Source organism: Lachnospira multipara ATCC 19207 (assembly GCF_000424105.1).
GTDB lineage: Bacteria > Bacillota > Clostridia > Lachnospirales > Lachnospiraceae > Lachnospira > Lachnospira multipara.
This window is the reverse complement of sequence record NZ_AUJG01000014.1, coordinates 23,181-42,311: the sequence shown is the minus strand read 5'-3', so window position 1 is coordinate 42,311 and position 19,131 is coordinate 23,181. Positions and strand designations below refer to the sequence as shown.

At 36.0% G+C, this 19,131-nt stretch carries 19 protein-coding genes and 1 tRNA gene; 19 read left to right on the top strand and 1 reads right to left on the bottom strand.

Annotation, left to right across the window (positions count from 1 at the left end; translation table 11 throughout):
- Positions 1–196: 196 nt before the first annotated feature.
- From G600_RS15195 to deoC, 10 genes are all read left to right on the top strand, one after another.
- Positions 197–2,122, top strand: coding sequence for an EAL domain-containing protein (locus G600_RS15195; RefSeq protein WP_051195483.1), 1,926 nt, complete (start codon positions 197–199; stop codon positions 2,120–2,122).
- Between the two features lie 181 nt (positions 2,123–2,303).
- Positions 2,304–2,858: a 2-C-methyl-D-erythritol 2,4-cyclodiphosphate synthase gene (ispF, locus tag G600_RS0110315; RefSeq protein WP_027431868.1), complete on the top strand. Its 555-nt coding sequence runs from the start codon at positions 2,304–2,306 to the stop codon at positions 2,856–2,858.
- A 19-nt stretch (positions 2,859–2,877) separates the two neighbouring features.
- Complete coding sequence (gene cysE / locus G600_RS0110310) at positions 2,878–3,552, top strand: serine O-acetyltransferase (protein ID WP_027431867.1); 675 nt, start codon at positions 2,878–2,880, stop codon at positions 3,550–3,552.
- 25 nt (positions 3,553–3,577) lie between these two features.
- Entirely contained in the window at positions 3,578–4,996 is a 1,419-nt protein-coding gene (cysS, locus tag G600_RS0110305; RefSeq protein ID WP_027431866.1) for a cysteine--tRNA ligase, read from the top strand.
- Positions 4,981–5,454, top strand: a complete 474-nt coding sequence (locus G600_RS0110300; protein ID WP_027431865.1) for a Mini-ribonuclease 3 — start codon at positions 4,981–4,983, stop codon at positions 5,452–5,454. Before cysS ends, G600_RS0110300 begins: the two co-directional genes overlap by 16 nt.
- Positions 5,444–6,184: a 23S rRNA (guanosine(2251)-2'-O)-methyltransferase RlmB gene (gene rlmB / locus G600_RS0110295; RefSeq protein WP_027431864.1), complete on the top strand. Its 741-nt coding sequence runs from the start codon at positions 5,444–5,446 to the stop codon at positions 6,182–6,184. Before G600_RS0110300 ends, rlmB begins: the two co-directional genes overlap by 11 nt.
- Positions 6,185–6,216: 32 nt before the next feature.
- On the top strand, positions 6,217–6,822 hold the full coding sequence (locus tag G600_RS0110290) for a sigma-70 family RNA polymerase sigma factor (protein WP_027431863.1): 606 nt from the start codon (positions 6,217–6,219) through the stop codon (positions 6,820–6,822).
- Between the two features lie 52 nt (positions 6,823–6,874).
- A tRNA-Thr gene (locus tag G600_RS0110285) sits at positions 6,875–6,946 on the top strand.
- 338 nt (positions 6,947–7,284) lie between these two features.
- Complete coding sequence (locus G600_RS0110280) at positions 7,285–8,583, top strand: adenylosuccinate synthase (protein WP_027431862.1); 1,299 nt, start codon at positions 7,285–7,287, stop codon at positions 8,581–8,583.
- Positions 8,584–8,818: 235 nt separating this feature from the next.
- Complete coding sequence (deoC, locus tag G600_RS0110275) at positions 8,819–9,466, top strand: deoxyribose-phosphate aldolase (RefSeq protein WP_027431861.1); 648 nt, start codon at positions 8,819–8,821, stop codon at positions 9,464–9,466.
- A gap of 129 nt (positions 9,467–9,595) precedes the next feature.
- Here the strand turns inward: deoC and G600_RS0110270 are convergent, their stop codons facing one another.
- Complete coding sequence (locus G600_RS0110270; RefSeq protein WP_027431860.1) at positions 9,596–9,820, bottom strand: hypothetical protein; 225 nt, start codon at positions 9,818–9,820, stop codon at positions 9,596–9,598.
- Positions 9,821–10,187: 367 nt separating this feature from the next.
- Here G600_RS0110270 and G600_RS14445 point away from each other — a divergent pair, with 367 nt between their 5' ends.
- The 9 genes from G600_RS14445 to G600_RS0110225 all read left to right on the top strand — a co-directional run bounded on the left by G600_RS14445 (position 10,188) and on the right by G600_RS0110225 (position 19,129).
- Positions 10,188–10,421, top strand: a complete 234-nt coding sequence (locus tag G600_RS14445; protein WP_051195482.1) for a hypothetical protein — start codon at positions 10,188–10,190, stop codon at positions 10,419–10,421.
- An 89-nt stretch (positions 10,422–10,510) separates the two neighbouring features.
- Entirely contained in the window at positions 10,511–11,248 is a 738-nt protein-coding gene (locus G600_RS14440; protein WP_051195481.1) for a hypothetical protein, read from the top strand.
- Between the two features lie 218 nt (positions 11,249–11,466).
- The gene (locus G600_RS0110255; RefSeq protein ID WP_027431859.1) at positions 11,467–11,970 is read left to right on the top strand and encodes an SEC-C metal-binding domain-containing protein; all 504 of its coding nucleotides are present in this window, start codon (positions 11,467–11,469) and stop codon (positions 11,968–11,970) included.
- A gap of 91 nt (positions 11,971–12,061) precedes the next feature.
- Positions 12,062–12,808 (top strand): class I SAM-dependent DNA methyltransferase, encoded by a 747-nt coding sequence (locus tag G600_RS0110250; RefSeq protein ID WP_027431858.1) that lies wholly within the window; start codon positions 12,062–12,064, stop codon positions 12,806–12,808.
- Positions 12,809–12,874: 66 nt separating this feature from the next.
- Positions 12,875–13,753 carry an Hsp33 family molecular chaperone HslO gene (gene hslO / locus G600_RS0110245; RefSeq protein ID WP_027431857.1) on the top strand — a complete coding sequence of 293 codons (879 nt, stop codon included), beginning with the start codon at positions 12,875–12,877 and terminating at the stop codon, positions 13,751–13,753.
- Between the two features lie 138 nt (positions 13,754–13,891).
- Positions 13,892–15,556 carry a glutamine--tRNA ligase/YqeY domain fusion protein gene (locus G600_RS0110240; RefSeq protein WP_027431856.1) on the top strand — a complete coding sequence of 555 codons (1,665 nt, stop codon included), beginning with the start codon at positions 13,892–13,894 and terminating at the stop codon, positions 15,554–15,556.
- 75 nt (positions 15,557–15,631) lie between these two features.
- A complete protein-coding gene (locus G600_RS14435) occupies positions 15,632–17,695 on the top strand; it encodes an LTA synthase family protein (protein WP_051195480.1) in 2,064 nt (687 codons plus the stop codon).
- A gap of 150 nt (positions 17,696–17,845) precedes the next feature.
- Positions 17,846–18,043: a cold-shock protein gene (locus tag G600_RS0110230; protein ID WP_027431855.1), complete on the top strand. Its 198-nt coding sequence runs from the start codon at positions 17,846–17,848 to the stop codon at positions 18,041–18,043.
- 240 nt (positions 18,044–18,283) lie between these two features.
- Entirely contained in the window at positions 18,284–19,129 is an 846-nt protein-coding gene (locus tag G600_RS0110225; RefSeq protein ID WP_027431854.1) for a hypothetical protein, read from the top strand.
- The last annotated feature ends 2 nt before the right edge of the window (positions 19,130–19,131 follow it).

The window sequence follows — 19,131 nt, the reverse complement described above, 5'->3', positions numbered from 1 at the left end:
CCTTTTGCATTATCAATCAAATTCCTCTAGCACCGTTAAGCCTATCGCATTCCTGCGCCAGCTCCCAGGCTATACATTTCGCCCCCTCCTTTCTACAGCTTCTTTTCCCTTGAAAAAAGCTCTATATAAGTTTAAAATTAGGTTATATATTGAACGTGACAATTTAATTTAACTAGTATTACTTACAGGAGGAGCTATGGCAAATGAGGTATACAATATAGTTGGTGAAGTGGCTTCATTATCCTTTGGGATAATGATTGTTATTTTGATGCTTTTTACAAGACCAAGGATTACCTTTGTATATAAGTTATGTTCTATAGGATTAACCTTATCGGTAATTGCTAATGCTATAAATATCGTAATCATCAAGGCTGCTGGGAGCTTTCAAGAAGATAACTTCCTTTTGCTTGGTGCTTTAATGATTGCTTTTATTGTTATTTATTTCTTTATAATAGCGCTCCTTTTTTCTTATATAAGTTTTTTGTCAGCTTATAGGCGTAAATCCGCTTTCCTAATAAATATCATGATTTTTATTGTAGCTATAGCCTACACTTGGTTTGCTGTATCTAAATTTACAACAGGTGAAATACTTGTGGCTAAAGATGGAGTGGTAGAGCTATACATTTTCGAAAAATTCCTAATATACACAGCCTTTATCGAATCCTTTATGTCTGTGGTAATTACTATAATCGACTACGATAACCTGTCAAAGATTGTAAAAAAGACTGTGTTTTTCTTCTTTGCATTTAACCTTATTATTTTGCAGCTGCAGTACCTCTTTTATCCACACATTTTCATAAGCATTACCTATGTGTTGCCTTTCGCTCTTTTTTACATAGTTTTCCATGCAAATCCTCACGACGAGCTTATGGGAAGTCAGGATAAGAGCTCCTTTGAGACTATGATGCGCCAGGATAAGGTGGCAGGTAAAAATGTACTGTATATGTTTATTAAGGTGCCGCGCCTGACAAATTTCGATTTCCTAGGGGACAATAATTTCGTCTATCTCCATACCGCTAGATGTACAAGAAAGCTAGAAAATTTAGGCTACGGTATAACAATTTTTAATTTAGGTTACGGCGAATTTGCTATTAGATTTAGCAATAGATATTTTATAGATACTAATAAAATCACCGGCAAGGTGGTGGAGATTTTAAAGGAATTCATTGAATTTGAGGAGAGCAACACCATTTATAGGCTTGTTGTCATGGATGCTAAGAAGGTGAATTTTGATCCTTATAGGGCTAGAATGTTATTTCTATATATTTTAGAAAATAAAATCGAGGACGATTTTTCATCTATGAGCTATATAATTCGTGCCTCCGATTATGATGCATTTGAAAAAGAAGAGAGAATTCTATCGGTTTTAAGGGACATTTCCTATGAGAGAAATCTTAATGATGAGAGAGTGCTTTGCTATGCCCAGCCTATCTTTGATGTAACCACTGGAGAATTTAGAACGGCAGAGGCTCTTATGCGCCTAGAGTTTGGGGAGCATGTAATTGGGCCAAGACATTTTATAGGACTTGCTGAAAAACATGGCTACATTCACACCCTTACTTGCATTATGTTAAATAAGGTTTGCAAGGAGATTAAGAAATTAGAGGATGCGGGCTATGATTTTGACGGTGTTACCCTTAATTGCTCGTCTATTGAATTTTCAAGTAAGAATATGTATAAGCAGTTGTTTAAAATAATTTTTGATAATAAAATACAGATTTCCCATATTAGAATGGAACTTACAGAAAGCGCTCTCTTTAGCAATTCTTCTAATGTAATAACAAATATGAAGAAGTTAAATGAGGCAGGAGTGATTTTCTATCTTGATGACTTTGGAACGGGCTACTCAAATTTTGAGAGAGTAAGGGAGTATCCTTTTAATATCATAAAGTTTGATAAGTCCTTACTTTACGCTGCCGAGAAGGATGATAATATGTCAAATGTAATGTCAACCATGGTTAACATGTTTAAGGCAGAGGGTTGCCAGACTTTAGTTGAGGGTGTTGAAAATGATTATCAGAATAAAGTTTCACTAAATAACGGTTTTGATTTCATCCAAGGCTATAGATATGCAGTACCAGAGCCGATTGAAGCCCTAGAAAATTATTTTAAGAAATATTAAAGGAGGGGCTTATTCTCCTTGCCTTATACTTGCTAAGTTTATAAAAATATGGTTTACTTATAAGGTTAGAGCGATAATTAATCTATACTTTAGAAATCCTAAGATTATAAGGACTAAAGCTAAGATTTTAGATAAATAAGACAGAAGCATTTTAATAAAGACAAGATTAGGAGGAAGTGCAATGAGAGTTGGAATGGGTTATGACGTACATAAGCTAGTTGAAGGAAGAAAGCTTATTATTGGTGGCGTTGAGATTCCATACGAAAAGGGCCTTCTTGGACATTCAGATGCAGATGTGCTTCTTCATGCTATAACAGATGCAATTTTAGGAGCTGCAGCTCTTGGAGATATTGGTAAACATTTTCCAGATACAGACCCTAGATACGAAGGAGCAGACAGCTTAAAGCTGTTATCTGAAGCCGGCAAGATGGTGGATGAAAAAAACTTTATAATTGAGAATATTGATGCAACTATAATAGCTCAAAAACCTAAGATGAGACCTTATATAGATTCTATGAGAGAGAATATTGCTAAGGCTCTTAATTTATCAGTTGACCAGGTTAATGTTAAGGCTACAACTGAAGAAGGTTTAGGCTTTACAGGTAATGGACAGGGTATTTCTTCTCAGGCTATTGCCTCTATTTCATCAGTAGATAATTATATCTATGGCGAATCTGATATGACAAATTGTTGCGGCGGTTGTAACGGCGTTTGTCCTAAGAATCAGAATTATTAAATGAAATGGAAGCGATTGTATGAATTTTTTTAAATATGTAAAACAAGAAACCGAAGTAATTAGACAAAAGGACCCGGCATTTAAATCAAATTGGGAAGTCTTTTTATATCCAAGCTTTTGGGCACTTTATCACTACAAAAGAGCTCATAAACTATATGAGAAGGGACATTTTTATAGAGCAAGAAAGATATCTCAAAGAGCTGCAAGAAAAACTGGTATTGAGATTCATCCAGGTGCGGTAATTGGAGAGGGCTTTTTTGTAGATCATGGTCATGGCGTTGTTATTGGCGAGACTACTATTATTGGCAATAATGTAACCTTATATCAGGGGGTAACTCTTGGTGGAACAGGTAAGGAACATGGCAAAAGACATCCAACTTTAGGTGATAATGTAATGGTTGGTGCTGGTGCTAAGGTTCTTGGTAATATTAAGATTGGCAATGATTGTAAGATTGGCGCAGGTTCTGTTGTTGTAAGAGATGTGCCAGATGATTGTACTGTAGTTGGTATTCCAGGAAAGATTGTGGTTCAAGACTGCAAGCGTCTCATTGAGAATCTTGATCAGGTAACATTACCAGATCCAGTTGCGGCAGAATTTTGTAAACTAAAGGATGAGAATGAGAGAATCTTAAAGAGAATAAGTAAAATTGAGAAACAAGTTGCTGAGAATAGAGATCATATGATTATAAACTAAAAGAGTTTACAGGGAAGGTAATAAAATGAAGATTTATAATACTTTAACTAGAAAAAAGGAAGAATTTGTACCAATTGAAGAGGGCAAGGTAAAGATGTATGTTTGCGGACCTACAGTTTACAACCTAATTCATATCGGTAATGCTAGACCAATGATAGTATTTGATACTGTAAGAAGATACTTTGAATATAAGGGTTACGAGGTAAACTACGTATCTAACTTTACAGATGTTGATGATAAGATTATTAAGAAGGCTAACGAAGAGGGAACAACTGCTGACGTTATAAGCCAGAGATATATTGCTGAGTGTAAGAAGGATATGGAAGGCATGAATATTAAGCCTGCAACAACACATCCTTTAGCTACTAAGGAAATTCCTGGTATGCTTGACATGATTGGAACTCTTGTAAAAAAAGGACATGCTTACGCAAAGAACGGAACAGTTTATTTTAAGACACGTTCTTTTGATCAGTATGGTAAGTTATCTAAGAAGAATATCGACGATTTAGAGGCAGGACATAGAGATGAGGCTCATGCATTAAAGGTTTCAGGAGCTGATGAGAAGGAAGATGCCCTTGATTTCGTATTATGGAAGCCAAAGAAGGACGGCGAGCCTTATTGGGAGTCAGAATGGTCACAGGGTAGACCAGGCTGGCATATTGAGTGTTCTGTAATGGCTAAGAAGTATCTTGGCGATACAATTGATATTCATGCAGGTGGTGAAGATTTAGTATTCCCACATCATGAGAATGAAATTGCTCAGTCAGAATGCTGCAATGGTGTAGAATTTTCAAGATACTGGATGCACAATGCTTTCCTTAACATTAACAACAAGAAGATGTCTAAGTCAGAAGGCAACTTCTTTACAGTAAGGGATATTGCTGAACACTACGACTTAGGCGTACTTAGATTCTTTATGCTTAGCGCTCACTATCGTAATCCAATTAACTTTAGCCGTGAGCTTATGGAATCAGCTAAGAATGGTTTAGATAGAATCATGACAGCAGTAGCTAATCTTGATGAATTGGCAAATGCAGCAACAGCTGAAAGCTTAACAGAAGAAGAGACAAAGGTGCTTGCTGATATTAAGGCTTGCCAGGATAAGTTTGAAACTTCTATGGATGATGACTTTAATACAGCTGATGCTATTTCTGCAATCTTTGATATGGTAAAGATTGCTAACTCTAATGCTAATGCTGCATCAAGCAAGGAATTTATTGCTAAGTTAAGAGAGGCTATCGTAACATTTTCAGATATCCTTGGCCTTAAGGTGGTTAAGGAAGCAGAGTTACTTGATGCTGACATTGAGAACTTAATCAATGAACGTCAGGAAGCAAGAAAGGCTAGAAACTTTGCTAGAGCTGATGAGATTAGAGATGAGTTACTCTCAAAGGGTATTGTATTAGAGGATACAAGAGAAGGTGTAAGATGGAAGAGAGCTTAAGTTTTACTAAGGCTATATTTGAGGGCCTTAATTTAAATGAGACTAATCCAAGACAGCTATCCCCTCTAGTATTAGCCTATATCGGGGATTGTGCCTATGATTTAATCATAAAGACTAAGATTGTTTCAGAGGGCAACACTCAGGTTAATAAAATGAATAAACAAGCTTCATCATTAGTAAAGGCAGAGGCCCAGTCTATTATGATTGGTGTCCTTGAGCCTTTGCTTACAAGCGATGAGGAAGCTATATATAAAAGAGGCCGTAATGCAAAGTCTTATACTTCCGCAAAGAATGCCTCTATTACAGATTATAGAAGAGCAACGGGCTTTGAGGCCTTAGTTGGCTATTTATATTTAACAGAGCAATTTGATAGATTGGTGGAACTTGTAAAAATCGGACTTGAATCCGAAGAGATGAAGACAAGAAAGCCAACTAATAGGAGGACTAATGAGATATAAGGAATTGACCTTTGAAGGGCGTAATGCGGTTTTAGAGGCTTTTAGATCAGGCAAAACAATAGATAAGCTATTTGTCTTAGATGGCAGCACAGATGGCCCAATTAAGACTATTATAAGAGAAGCTAAGAAAACTGACTGCATTATTAACTTTGTAGATAAGGAAAGACTTGATAGACTTGCTGGAACAAGCCGTCATCAGGGAGTTGTAGCCATTGGCGCAGCTTATGATTATGCAGAAGTTGAGGACATCCTTAATCTTGCAAGAGAAAAGGGTGAAGATCCATTTATCTTTATCTTAGATGAAATCGAGGATCCACACAATCTTGGCGCAATTATAAGAACAGCTAATCAGGCAGGCGCTCACGGTGTTATTATTCCAAAGCGAAGAGCAGTAGGCCTTACAGCTACAGTAGCTAAGACATCAGCTGGTGCTATTAACTACACACCAGTTGCCAAGGTAACTAACATTTCTAAGACTATTGAAGAGTTAAAGAAGGAAGGCCTTTGGTTTGTCTGCGCAGATATGGGTGGTGAGACTATGTATAATCTTAACTTAAAAGGCCCTATCGGCTTAGTTATTGGTAATGAAGGTAACGGCGTTAGCCGTCTTGTTAAGGAAAAATGTGACTTTGTAGCCTCAATCCCAATGAAGGGGGATATTGATTCCCTTAATGCTTCAGTGGCAGCAGGTGTACTTGCTTATGAAATCGTAAGACAGAGAATGGCTTAAGATTTTAACAGACTAATTAATAGAGGGTGTATATGGATAAATTATCAGCAATGACTGATGAAGATTTAGTAAGAGATTATAAGGAAAATGAAAATCAAGCCGCAGCTAATCTCCTATACGAAAGGTATAAGGATACGGTTAAGTATAAGGCAAAAACTATGTTTATTGCTGGCGGTGATAAGGAAGATTTAATTCAAGAAGGCATGATAGGCCTTTTTAATGCTGTAAGAGACTATGATGTGGAAAGAAGCGTGAAATTTACTACCTTTGCTAACATTTGCATTGAACGCCAAATCCAAAACGCAATCAAGGCCTCTAATAGACAAAAGAATCTCCCCCTTAATGGCTATATTAGCCTAGACCAGCCTCTTGGTCAGGGAGATGATGAGGAGTTGACTATTGGAGATAATCTAGCAGCTGATGATTTTTATAATCCTGAATATGCTTATCTTAGTAAGGAGGAGATTTCTACAATTAATGCCGATGCTAAGACTAAATTAAGCGCTTTTGAAAGTGAAGTTTTTGCCCTAAGTAAGAAGGGACAAGATTATCAGCAGATAGCTAAAGCTCTTAAAAAGACGCCGAAATCCATAGATAATGCACTAACAAGAATAAAGAAAAAATTATCTGCAAAATAGTATAAATTAAGTTGATAAAATAACTTAATTTATGCTATAATTTAGCAGATTTGCTATTGTAGCTCAGTGGTAGAGCACTTCATTGGTAATGAAGAGGTCGGGGGTTCAATTCCCCTCAATAGCTTTTTTTATTTGTTTGTCAAGACTCGCTCGCGAGTCTTGCGCGCCGGATTCGGGTCTGCTTCAGCAGACCCGAATCCGTGCGCATCCTCGCAAAGCGTCCAACTCAGTCGGAGATTGTACCCCGACTGAGTTAAACTTTTTTAGTTATCAATAATTTCGTCTAATTTCTTGCATATTCCATCCCGTTTTGATATTATTAACCGGTGTGGCGAATGTTTATTTTTATTCACATTTGCTAATCTAGATAGTGGCTTGTCTAGATTTATTACAATCTAGATAGTGGCTTTTCTAGATAAACATATAATTTTATACCCGTAAAACGGGACGGAGGAAGTAACTATGGTAAAGGCTATTGTTGGTGCTAACTGGGGCGACGAAGGTAAGGGTAAGATTACTGATATGCTCGCCGAGGAATCAGATATTATTGTAAGATTCCAGGGAGGAAGTAATGCAGGACACACAATCATTAATGATTATGGTAAATTTGCACTTCATTTACTCCCATCTGGTGTATTTTATAATCACACTACAAGCATTATAGGTAATGGAGTAGCTCTAAATATTCCTTATTTAATTAACGAATTAAAGAGCTTAACAGACAGAAATGTTCCAATGCCTAAGATTTTGGTGTCAGATAGAGCACAGATTATGATGCCTTATCATGTAGATTTTGATACATACGAGGAAGCAAGACTTGCAGGTAAGTCCTTTGGCTCTACTAAGTCAGGTATTGCTCCATTCTATTCAGATAAGTACGCTAAGATTGGTTTCCAGGTTAGCGAATTATTCGGAGATGAGAAAGCACTTAAGGATAAGATTAGTAACGTTTGTACATTAAAGAATGTTATGCTAGAACATCTCTATCACGCTCCACTTCTTAAGGAAGAGGACATCTTTAATACTCTCATGGAATATAAAGAAATGATTGCACCTTATGTTTGCGATACTTCAGCATACCTTCATAAGGCAATTAAGGAAGGTAAGAAGATTTTACTTGAAGGTCAGTTAGGTTCACTTAAGGATCCAGATCACGGTATCTATCCTATGGTAACATCTAGCTCAACTCTTGCTGCTTACGGTGCAATTGGTGCAGGTATTCCAGCAGCTGAAATTAAGGATGTTGTTACAGTAGTTAAGGCATACTCATCATCAGTTGGTGCAGGTGCATTTGTTTCAGAAATCTTTGGCGACGAAGCTCAGGAATTAAGAGTTCGTGGCGGTGACGGTGGCGAATTTGGTGCTACAACAGGTCGTCCAAGAAGAATGGGTTGGTTTGATGCAGTAGCAACACGTTACGGTGTTAGAATGCAGGGTACAACAGAAGTTGCCCTTACAGTAATTGACGTACTTGGATACCTCGATGAAATTCCTATGTGTGTAGGTTATGAAATCGATGGTAAGGTAACTAAGGACTTCCCTACAACAGCTGAGCTTGAGAAGGCTAAGCCTGTATTAAAGAAGTTCCCAGGTTGGAAGTGCGAAATCAGAGGAATCAAGAATTACGAAGATCTTCCAAAGGAATGCCGCGATTATATCGAAGCAATCGAGGAAGAAATCGAAGCTCCTATTACAATGGTTTCTAATGGTCCAGGAAGACATGAAATCATCCACAGAGTTTCAAACTACAAGAAGAACTAGTTTCTAAAAGAAACTAATCATAGAATTTATAAATGTTCTCAAAGCCCTAGAAAGTACTGATAGCAAGACTTTTAGCTATCAGTTAGCCTTTTAGGGCTTTTTTAACTCAGTCGGAGTACAAGCTCCGACTGAGTTAAATGCTTTGCGAGTCTTGACAAATTTAAACAACTAGCTTGTTTTAGATAATAATGATATAATCAGCATAGTAATAAGTATTACTAGATAGGAGGGTATTATGGATTTTGAAAAGTATTTTGATCATACTAATTTAAAGCCAGATGCCACACCAGAAGATATTGAAAAATTGTGTGAGGAAGCCAAGAAATATGACTTTGCATCGGTTTGCGTTAACTCAGCGTACACTAAATTAGTAGCGAAGCAATTAAAGGACACAGCTGTTAAGACTTGCGTGGTTGTAGGATTTCCACTAGGAGCTATGGATACGCAAACAAAAGCCTTTGAGGCAAAGAAGGCTATTGAAGATGGCGCAGAAGAAATCGATATGGTAATTCAAATCGGCGCCCTTAAAGCCAAGGCATATGATATTGTGCTTGAGGATATTAAGGCTGTAAGAGAGGCGACAAAGGGACATGTTTTAAAGGTAATTATTGAAACCTGCCTATTAACTGATGAGGAAAAGAAAAAGGCTTGCGAGCTTTCTATGGAAGCAGGAGCAGATTATGTTAAGACCTCAACTGGTTTTTCAACAGGAGGTGCAACTCTAAGAGATGTGGCTCTTATGAAGGAAGTTGTAGGTGAGGAAGGCCTTGTTAAGGCTTCAGGTGGAATAAGAGATTATAACACTGCAATTGCCATGATTGAGGCAGGTGCTGATAGAATTGGCACAAGTAATGCCGTAAAGATTATGGAATCTAGAAGCTAAATCAAAGCTTATTTAAAAAGCTAGATATGAAACTAGAAACAAATTAAGAAACTAAAAATTAGAAATTTATAAAGCGCAGACCATAATTGGCCTGCGCTTTTCTTGTTTTTAAACAATTCTTATCTTTAATTATTCTGATAATCTTTGGATTAATTCCCAAATAAGTTCAGCAGAGTTAAAATTTTCAGGAACGATGTCATTAGCTGTGATGTTGATGTCATAGGCATCATTAAGCTCCTGAGCAAGGCTCTCAAGGTCATCATTTAATAAAATTTCGTCGTCTACTAAAGCTTCATAAGTTTCAAAATCAATTTCTGAATTGTACTCTGATAAAATGTCCATTAACTGATCCATACACGAACCCTCATTTCTTACTAAATTTCGAGTAAAATCTTATCTAAGATAAGATAACACCTAGAAGTGATGAGGCATTTCTCAATCACTTGCTATGATAAAATACTATAAGGCATGGGCGTAGTCAAGGATTTTTACTATAATATACCTATAAAATAAGTTATCTAGAAATAGCTTGATTACTGGCTTTGGAGATATATTTTTAAAAATAATCATAGCACTATTCTCACACCTTATCTCACTTAGTTAATATTAAATTGTACCGGCTTTATTAAGATTATAATATAATCTTTTTATTGCCTATGCAATAGTATTTTGTGTATACTTGAGTAAATAAAATTTTAAGTAAGGATAGGAAGTTAGAAATATGAAGAAATTAAAGAGAATCGCAGCCTTAACAGTAGTAGTTTTATGGGGAATTTTACTCCTTACAACTCTTGTGGTGGCTTTTATTGATAGCGAGGTTACTAACACATTGTTTAGAGGTTTAATCTATACAGATATAGTTTTACCAGTAGTAGCTTATGCCATGTTATTGGTTTATAAGTTCCTTCGCGGCAAGGGAACTAGTGAAGAGGTATCATCTAAAGAAAATAAATAGTACTTTTGATAGACATTTTTACAAGTTGTGATATAATGGTATTAGAAACAATAGGTCAATGGGCTTCTTAATAACAAGGAGGTGTTAAGATGTCGAGCATAAATTCTAATATTACTAGCTTGTTTTCAAGCTTACAGTCAAGTTCGTCGGGCATTTATAGTCTAGATCTTAATCAGCTTAGTTCTATAAAGTCAGGTAGTTACAAGAAGTTACTTAATAACTATTACTCTCAGGATGAGGAAGAAGATACAACAACTAGTTCAACATCTAATTCCACAATTAAGTCATCTGCCGAGAAGAATACTGAAACAACAATTAAGAGTGCTTCATCAGCGGTTGTTAAGGATGTAAAGACTTTAACAAGTTCAAGCCTTTGGGAAAAGAAGACGACTACAGACTCAGAAGGTAATGAAACAACAGATTATGACAGAGATGCAATTTATAAGGCAGTATCTAGCTTTGTAAAGGATTACAACGATTTAGTAGATTCTGCAGCAGATTCTAATATTACATCAACTCTTAGATCTGCTAATTTTATGGTTAAATCCACTAATATAAATTCAGGTATATTATCTTCAGTGGGAATAACAGTTAATAGTGATAATAGTTTAAGTCTTGATAAAGATACACTTGATAAGGCAGATGTATCCACATTAAAGTCGATTTTTGCACAGGATGCATCAATTGCTAATCAGATTAGTGCAAGCGCTTCGACCATGAATAGCAATGCAACAAGTGCGCTTGCTAAGCTTGCAGCAACAGGTAGTTATGATTCAGATGGCGGTTACACCTATGTAACAGGTTCTAATTATAACTCTATAATTTAGAACATTTTCCTAATAATAAGGGGAATTATGACAAGCGAGTATTTAAGGGGCTTTTGAAAATGCAGAATCCACGGGCATTTACAGAGCCTCTTTTTAAATGCTTGCTTTTAAATTATTCTATGTTATAATTCCATAGTAATACTTTTTAGTGTAGTTTGGAGTCGTGTCTTTATATACACTAAATAATAGGAATAAATAATAAGGAAGAGGTATTAAACATGGCACTTTTAGAAACATGGAGAAATCTTGCGTACAATACAGAAGCAGATCCTAAGGCTGCTGAGAATTTCTGGAATGCTTACTTTACAGAAGAGCAGAGAATCTATAAGGAAATTTTAGGAAATCCAGACGAAGTAGTTAAGGGTAGCGTTAAGGACTTAGCTAGTAAGTTTAACGTAGAAGTTTTACTTATGACAGGTTTCTTAGATGGTATTAACGATAGCTTAGTAACTCCTAATCCAATTGAGACTATGGAAGAGGATACAGAAGTTTCTCTTGAATATGATAGAGAAAAGCTTTACTACAACATGGTTGGCTGCAAGGCTAATTGGTTATATGAACTTCCTGAATGGGATGGCTTACTTTCAGAAGAAGTAAGAAAGAATCTTTATAAGAAGCAGAAGGCTTCTGGTACTTTCGTTAGAGAAGGTAAGAAGATTGGACGTAACGATCCATGTCCATGCGGAAGCGGTAAGAAGTATAAGCAGTGCTGTGGTCGTTAATTTTAACGATAGCCTAATTAGAATATAAATTAGTTTACAATGTGTGCCCCTTGGTTTTTGCCAAGGGGTATATAAGTATAAAGGAGTAATAATGAACGCATACACTGCATTTGCCTATGTATATGATGAATACATGGATAACATTCCCTATGATGAATGGGGACAATATATGATTGGACTTTTAAAGGAGCTTGGTGTAAAGGCTGGAGACTCGGTGGTTGATTTAGGTTGTGGAACTGGAACTGTTACAAGAATGCTTGAAAAAGAAGGCTATGACATTGTAGGTATTGATATGTCTGAGGATATGCTTGCTATAGCCGCTGAGAGAATTGAAGAAAGTGGACAAGATATTCTCTATTCTTGTCAGGATATGCGTGAGTTTGAACTTCCCTTTAATGTGGACGCATTTACAAGTATTGGTGACTCTATGAATTACATTACAAGTAAGGAAGATTTAGAGTCTGTATTTAAGTGCGTGGCAGAGAACATCAATGATGGTGGCGTTTTTGTTTTTGATCTAAAGACAATACATTTCTTTAGAGATATATTAGCTGACAATACTTATGCGGAAAATCGTGACGAATCAGCTTTTATATGGGATAATTATTATAACGAAGACGATAAGAATAATGAATATGATCTCGCTGTTTTTGTTATGAATGAAGACGGCAGTTTTAATAGATATGAGGAACAGCATTTTCAGCATGGCTTTGAATTAGAGGAAGTTAAGGAGGCAGCAGCTAATGCGGGCCTTTCTGTGCTTGCCCTTTATGATGCATTTTCAAAGGATGCACCAAAGCCAGACTCAGAGAGAGTTTACTTCGTTTTACAGAAGTAATTAGGAAAATGTTTCTAAGAATAAAAGTAGCAGATTAATTTAATTAAACATAGAAAGGAAACTAAGATGAAAGACTATATAGTAAGAGCAACAGCAGCAGGCGGACAGGTTAGAGCCTTTGCTATTACATGTAAGAATACAGTAGAAGAAGCTAGAAGCCGTCACAACATGAGCCCTATTGGAACTATAGCCCTTGGTAGATTACTTGCAGGTGGCGCAATGATGGGTACAATGATGAAGAATGACGACGATGTGCTTACAATCCAGATTAAGGGTAATGGACCTATTGGCGCTATGACAGTTACTGCCAACGCTAAGGGTGAAGTTAAGGGTATGGTTGCAAATCCTGAGGTTATGCTTCCACTAAAGGACGGTAAGATTGATATTGCAGGTGCTGTAGGTATCGGTGTTTTATCAGTAATTAAGGATATCGGACTTAGAGAACCATATATTGGTGATACAATCCTTATTACAAGTGAAATCGCTGAGGATTTAACATATTATTTTGCAACTTCAGAACAGGTTCCATCATCAGTAGGTCTTGGCGTACTTATGAATAATGATAATACTGTAAGAGAAGCGGGTGGTTTTATTATTCAGCTTATGCCTAATGCTAGTGAGGAATTTATTGATAAGCTTGAAGAAAGAATTAAGAGCGTTAAGTCAATTACTTACATGCTTGAAGAGGGTATGAGTCCAGAACAGATCTTAGAGCACATTTTAGGAGACATGGATCTTGAAATCCTTGATACTATTGATACTGGCTTTAAGTGTAACTGCTCTAAGGAAAGAGTTTCTAAGGCTGTAATTAGTATCGGTAGAGAAGAATTATCTAAGATGATTGCTGACAATAAGCCAATCGAGGTTAACTGTCATTTCTGTAATACTCATTACAATTTCACTATTGATGAGTTACAGGACATGTATAATAAAGCTACACACTAATCTAATTTACTAGATTTTAATTAGCTTATAACTTTACGAACTAAGGCTTTTGGGGTACAATAACTTTTGTATTTTGCTAAAATTCGAATAAAAACGATTATTGCTAATGGCATATTAGAAAACGGAGGAACATTATTTATGGAAAACGAGGTTGTTTCCAAGAATTTCATTGAACAGATTATTGATAAAGATATAGAAGAAGGGCATTGCAAGAAAGTCATTACTAGATTCCCACCAGAACCTAATGGCTACCTTCATATTGGACATGCTAAGTCGATTCTTTTAAATTATGGTTTAGCAACTGAGTACAACGGTCAGTTTAATATGAGATTTGATGATACTAATCCTACTAAAGAGAAGGAAGAGTTCGTTGAATCAATTAAGAAGGACGTTGAATGGCTTGGTGCTAAATGGCATGGCGACGTATTATTTGCATCAGGATATTTCCAGCAGATGTACGAGGCAGCAGTTAAGTTAATTAAGAAGGGTAAGGCATTCGTATGTGACTTATCTGCAGAAGAGATTAGACAGTACAGAGGAACACTTACAGAACCAGGTAAGAACTCACCATATAGAGACAGATCAGTAGAAGAGAATTTAGCTCTTTTTGAAGATATGAAGAATGGTAAGTTTGAAGATGGTACTAAGGTTTTAAGAGCTAAGATCGATATGGCAAGCCCTAATATCAATATGAGAGATCCTGTTATTTATAGAGTTGCTCACATGACACATCACAGAACAGGTGATACTTGGTGCATTTATCCTATGTATGATTTTGCTCATCCTATTGAAGATGCTATTGAAGGCGTTTCTCATTCAATTTGTACACTTGAGTTTGAAGACCACAGACCTTTATATGACTGGGTTGTAAGAGAACTTGAGTATGAGAACCCACCAAAGCAGATTGAATTTGCAAAGCTTTACCTTGAAAATGTTGTAACTGGTAAGCGTTACATCAAAAAGCTTGTAGAGGATGGCGTAGTTGATGGATGGGATGATCCAAGACTTGTGTCAATTGCAGCACTTAGAAGAAGAGGATTTACACCAGAGTCAATTAAGATGTTTACAAAGCTTGTAGGTGTTACAAAGTCACAGGGTGCAGTTGAGTATCCAATGCTTGAATACTGTATCAGAGAAGACTTAAAGCCAAAGGCTAAGAGAATGATGGCAATTCTTGATCCAGTTAAGGTTATCGTTGATAACTATCCAGAGGGTCAGGTTGAATATATGGAAGTTCCTAACAATCAGGAGAATCCTGAGATGGGAACTAGAAAAGTTCCGTTTACTAAAGAGCTATTTATTGAGAGAGAAGATTTCATGGAAGAACCACCTAAGAAGTATTTCAGATTATTCCCAGGTAACGAAGTTCGTTTCATGAATGCATATCTTCTTACTTGCGTAGATTACACTAAAGATGCAGATGGTAAGATTACAGAGATTCACTGTACTTACGATCCAGAAACTAAAGGAGGAAATGTTGAAGGCCGTAAGGTTAAGGGTACTATCCATTGGGTATCAGCAACTGAGGGCAAAAAAGCTGAGGTAAGATTATATGAGAATATTATTGATGAGGAGAAGGGCGTTTATAACGAAGAGGATGGCTCTATGAATATAAATCCTAATTCATTAACAATAATTAAAGATGCAATAGTTGAACCTGAGCTTATCAACTCTGTAGCAGAAGATAAGTTCCAGTTCGTAAGAAATGGATATTTCTGCGTTGATAACAAGGACTCAAAGGAAGGCGTACCTGTATTTAACAGAATTGTTTCGCTAAAGAGTTCATTTAAGTTGACTAAGTAATAATTAGGGCAGAAACCATTTGGCTTCTGCCCTTTTTTTGTTTTTACTCGAATAATAGACATTAAGGAGGAATATATGGATAAGATAAAAGACTTAAAAGTATGGGAAGTCTTAAAGAATTTTTTCAAGAAAATATGGACATATGATATTATCCATCCAGTTTGTTACTCAATAATTGTTACTATGATAATTGAGTGCCTTAATAAGAGAAATTTATCAGGCATTTGGATGCCATTTACATCACCTGTTATTTTCTTAGTAAACATGCTAATTATAGCTTCATGCTTAAGTATTGGTATGATGTTTAAGAAGAGAGCTTTTGTTTACACTTTGATTTCAGTGGGCTGGTTAGGTCTTGCAGTAACTAACTTTATTGTAAAATCAACACGTAAAACTCCATTTACAGCAATGGATTTTTTACTTATTGATGATGCAGTAAAGGTTGCGCCAATGTATTTAACACTTATTAACATTGTCTTTATCATTGTTTTAATAGTTGCTGTAATTGCCCTACTTATCATTCTCTTTAGAAAGACAGGCAAGGTAGAAACAGAGCTTTCAAGAAGAAGATTCTTCCTATTTGGGTTTTTCCAGTCAGCTTTAGTAATTCTTTTTACATATGCAACAATTGCAACATTTCTTTTACATAATGTAATGGGAACTGATTTTGGTAACTTATCAAATGCTTTCCAAAATTACGGTTTCACTTATTGCTTTACAACAAGTGTATTAAATAGAGGTGTAAGTAAGGATTCTGATTATTCGGAAGAATATGTAGAAAACCTAAAAGAAACTATTGATAGTACAACAACTAATGAGGAAACTGCACAAGAGACACCTAATATCATTTTCCTTCAGCTTGAATCTTTCTTTGATCCAACTGAGATTAATGGATTAGAGGTATCTGAACAGGTACTTCCAAACTTCAATAGATTACAAAGCGAGTTTACATCAGGTTATTTATCAGTTCCTGTATTTGGTGCAGGTACAGTAAATACTGAGTTTGAAGTTCAGACAGGTATGAATCTTGATGACTTTGGACCTGGTGAATACCCATATAAGACAGTATTACAAAACAAGGTTTGTGAGTCGGCAGCTTATGCCCTTAAAAATCTTGGCTATACAACTCACGTGGTTCATAATAACGATGCTACTTTCTATACAAGAAATAAGGTATTTACACATTTAGGCTACGATACATTTACACCAATAGAATATATGGATGGAATTGAGCTTACACCTAATGGAAACTGGGCAAAGGATGAAATCTTAACAGAATACCTTGAAAAAGCCCTTAATTCTACAGATGGTTCAGATTATATCTATACAATATCTGTTGAAGGACATGGTGATTATCCTAATGAATATCCTGAAGGTTATACACCAGAAATTACAATTAGCAATTTCCCTGATTCTGCGAATCAGACAGGCTTTGAATATTACGTTAACATGATTCATGATATGGATAAGTTTATTGGCGAGTTAACAGATATGTTATCTCAGCGTGATGAGAAGACTGTACTTGTAATGTATGGTGATCATCTTCCAACCTTTAACTTAACAGATTCAGATATGAAACATAACAGTATCTATGAGACTGAATATGTAATGTGGAGTAATTTCGATATGGAAAAGGAAGATGTTGACCTTGAAGCATATCAGTTAACTGCTTACGTATTTGAAAGATTAGGAATTTCAGAGGGTAATATCTTTAAATATCACCAGACAAGCCATAACTCAGAGGACTATTTAAAGAATCTTACAATTCTTGAATATGATATCCTCTACGGAGATCAGGATATTTACGAAGGTGAAAGCCCATATACAGCAACTAACTTACACTATGGTCTAGACACAATTTCTATAACGGGAACCTATGAATATGATGGAGACCTGTATGTGGAAGGAACTTACTTTAATGACTACTCAACGGTATTTATAAATAACAAGAAGTATACGACAGAGAAGATTAATGATAGGCTCCTAAAGGTAGAGAATGCCTCAGTTAATGAAGGTGATATCGTATCTGTTGCCCAAATTGATTCAGATGGTACCGAGCTTAGCCGTGTAATGTATACGGTTCCGACTTCCACTAACGAAGATGCGCTAGATGATCGCTTCCTCCGCCTAGCTGCTTAGATTGTACAAAACTAAAAACATGGTATGAGAAATACTATAACTTATTGACATACAATAAAGCAAATGTTAAGATAATTAAGGTATTTTTATTAAGGGAGGGGAACCTTAACTTACTAAGAACAACTAGATATTTTATGGAGGTACTATTAAATGAAAGGTACAGTAAAGTGGTTTAATAACCAGAAGGGCTATGGCTTTATCTCTGATGAATCAGGAAAGGATGTATTCGTACATTACTCTGGTCTTAACATGGAAGGATTTAAGTCATTAGAGGAAGGTGCTTCAGTTGAGTTTGATATCACAGAAGGCGCTAAGGGACCTCAGGCTACTAACGTTACAAAGCTCTAATCTGGGGGTTATGACGTACCTTTTTCCAATGAATCGAGGCTTAGGCGGATAGATATATTGAGAAAAGATAGTAAAAGAGGACGAAGCTGTAAAGGATTTCTTTACAGCTTCTTTTTTAATGCCTTTTTATAAGAAGTTTATAAAGCTAGAATAGACGATTAAGGCGCTATCTGTTATTATTTTATATAGGTCTTTTGTAGCATTTCTAAAGGCCCCAATAATAAGGAAGGTAGATTAATAATGGAAAGTTTTAATGAATTTATAGGGAAGACTTTATCAGGTGACGTATTATCATTTATAACTGCGGGAGGAATATTATTCTTATCAGTTATTATTGTTGCCACAATTATTATTTTTAGAAGATGGAATGGACGAGTTGTTCCATTTTTATTTGGTATTGTAACTTATGGTATTTTTGGATTTATATTCTCTCAGTTGGTGGTATCAGCTCTTGCAATGATTCCATCCATTGACTATGCCTTTAGTTATAATCAGAGTGCATATAATCTAGTGCAGGCAATTTTCCTTGCTATCGGTATGGGAATTGCAAGATGGTTCATCTTAAAGATGATGATTTCAAGATATGAGCGTCCAGGAGATGTTTATCTTGCAGGGTTAGGTATTGGTATTGGACAGGGCATCTTTAGCTATGGCTTAAGTATATTTGCATTCTATGTTAATGCTCAGGTTTTAATTAACCAGGGCGAAGTTACAACAGACTTTATTTCAGGCCTTACAGAAGGTTTAACAGAAGCTAACATAACAAGCCTTGCTGACACATTTAGCCAGTTATTCTATGCACCAGAAACAATTTGGGCATTACTTGGCCTTGCAGCAGTACTTGATTTATTCTTAAATCTCTTCCTTATGGTTGCAACTTTTGGTGCAATGAAGAAGAACATTAATTACATGTGGAGTTGGTATGCAATTGCAATTCAGCTCGTATCAATTCTTTCATTTACTGTATATGACTATAGATCAGTAACAAGTATAGCAATTAGCTTTATTGTTAAGACAATTGTAACAATTGGTGCTATAATAGTAATAAATAAAGTGTCAAAGGCAATTGAATATAGTAAAGAATAGAA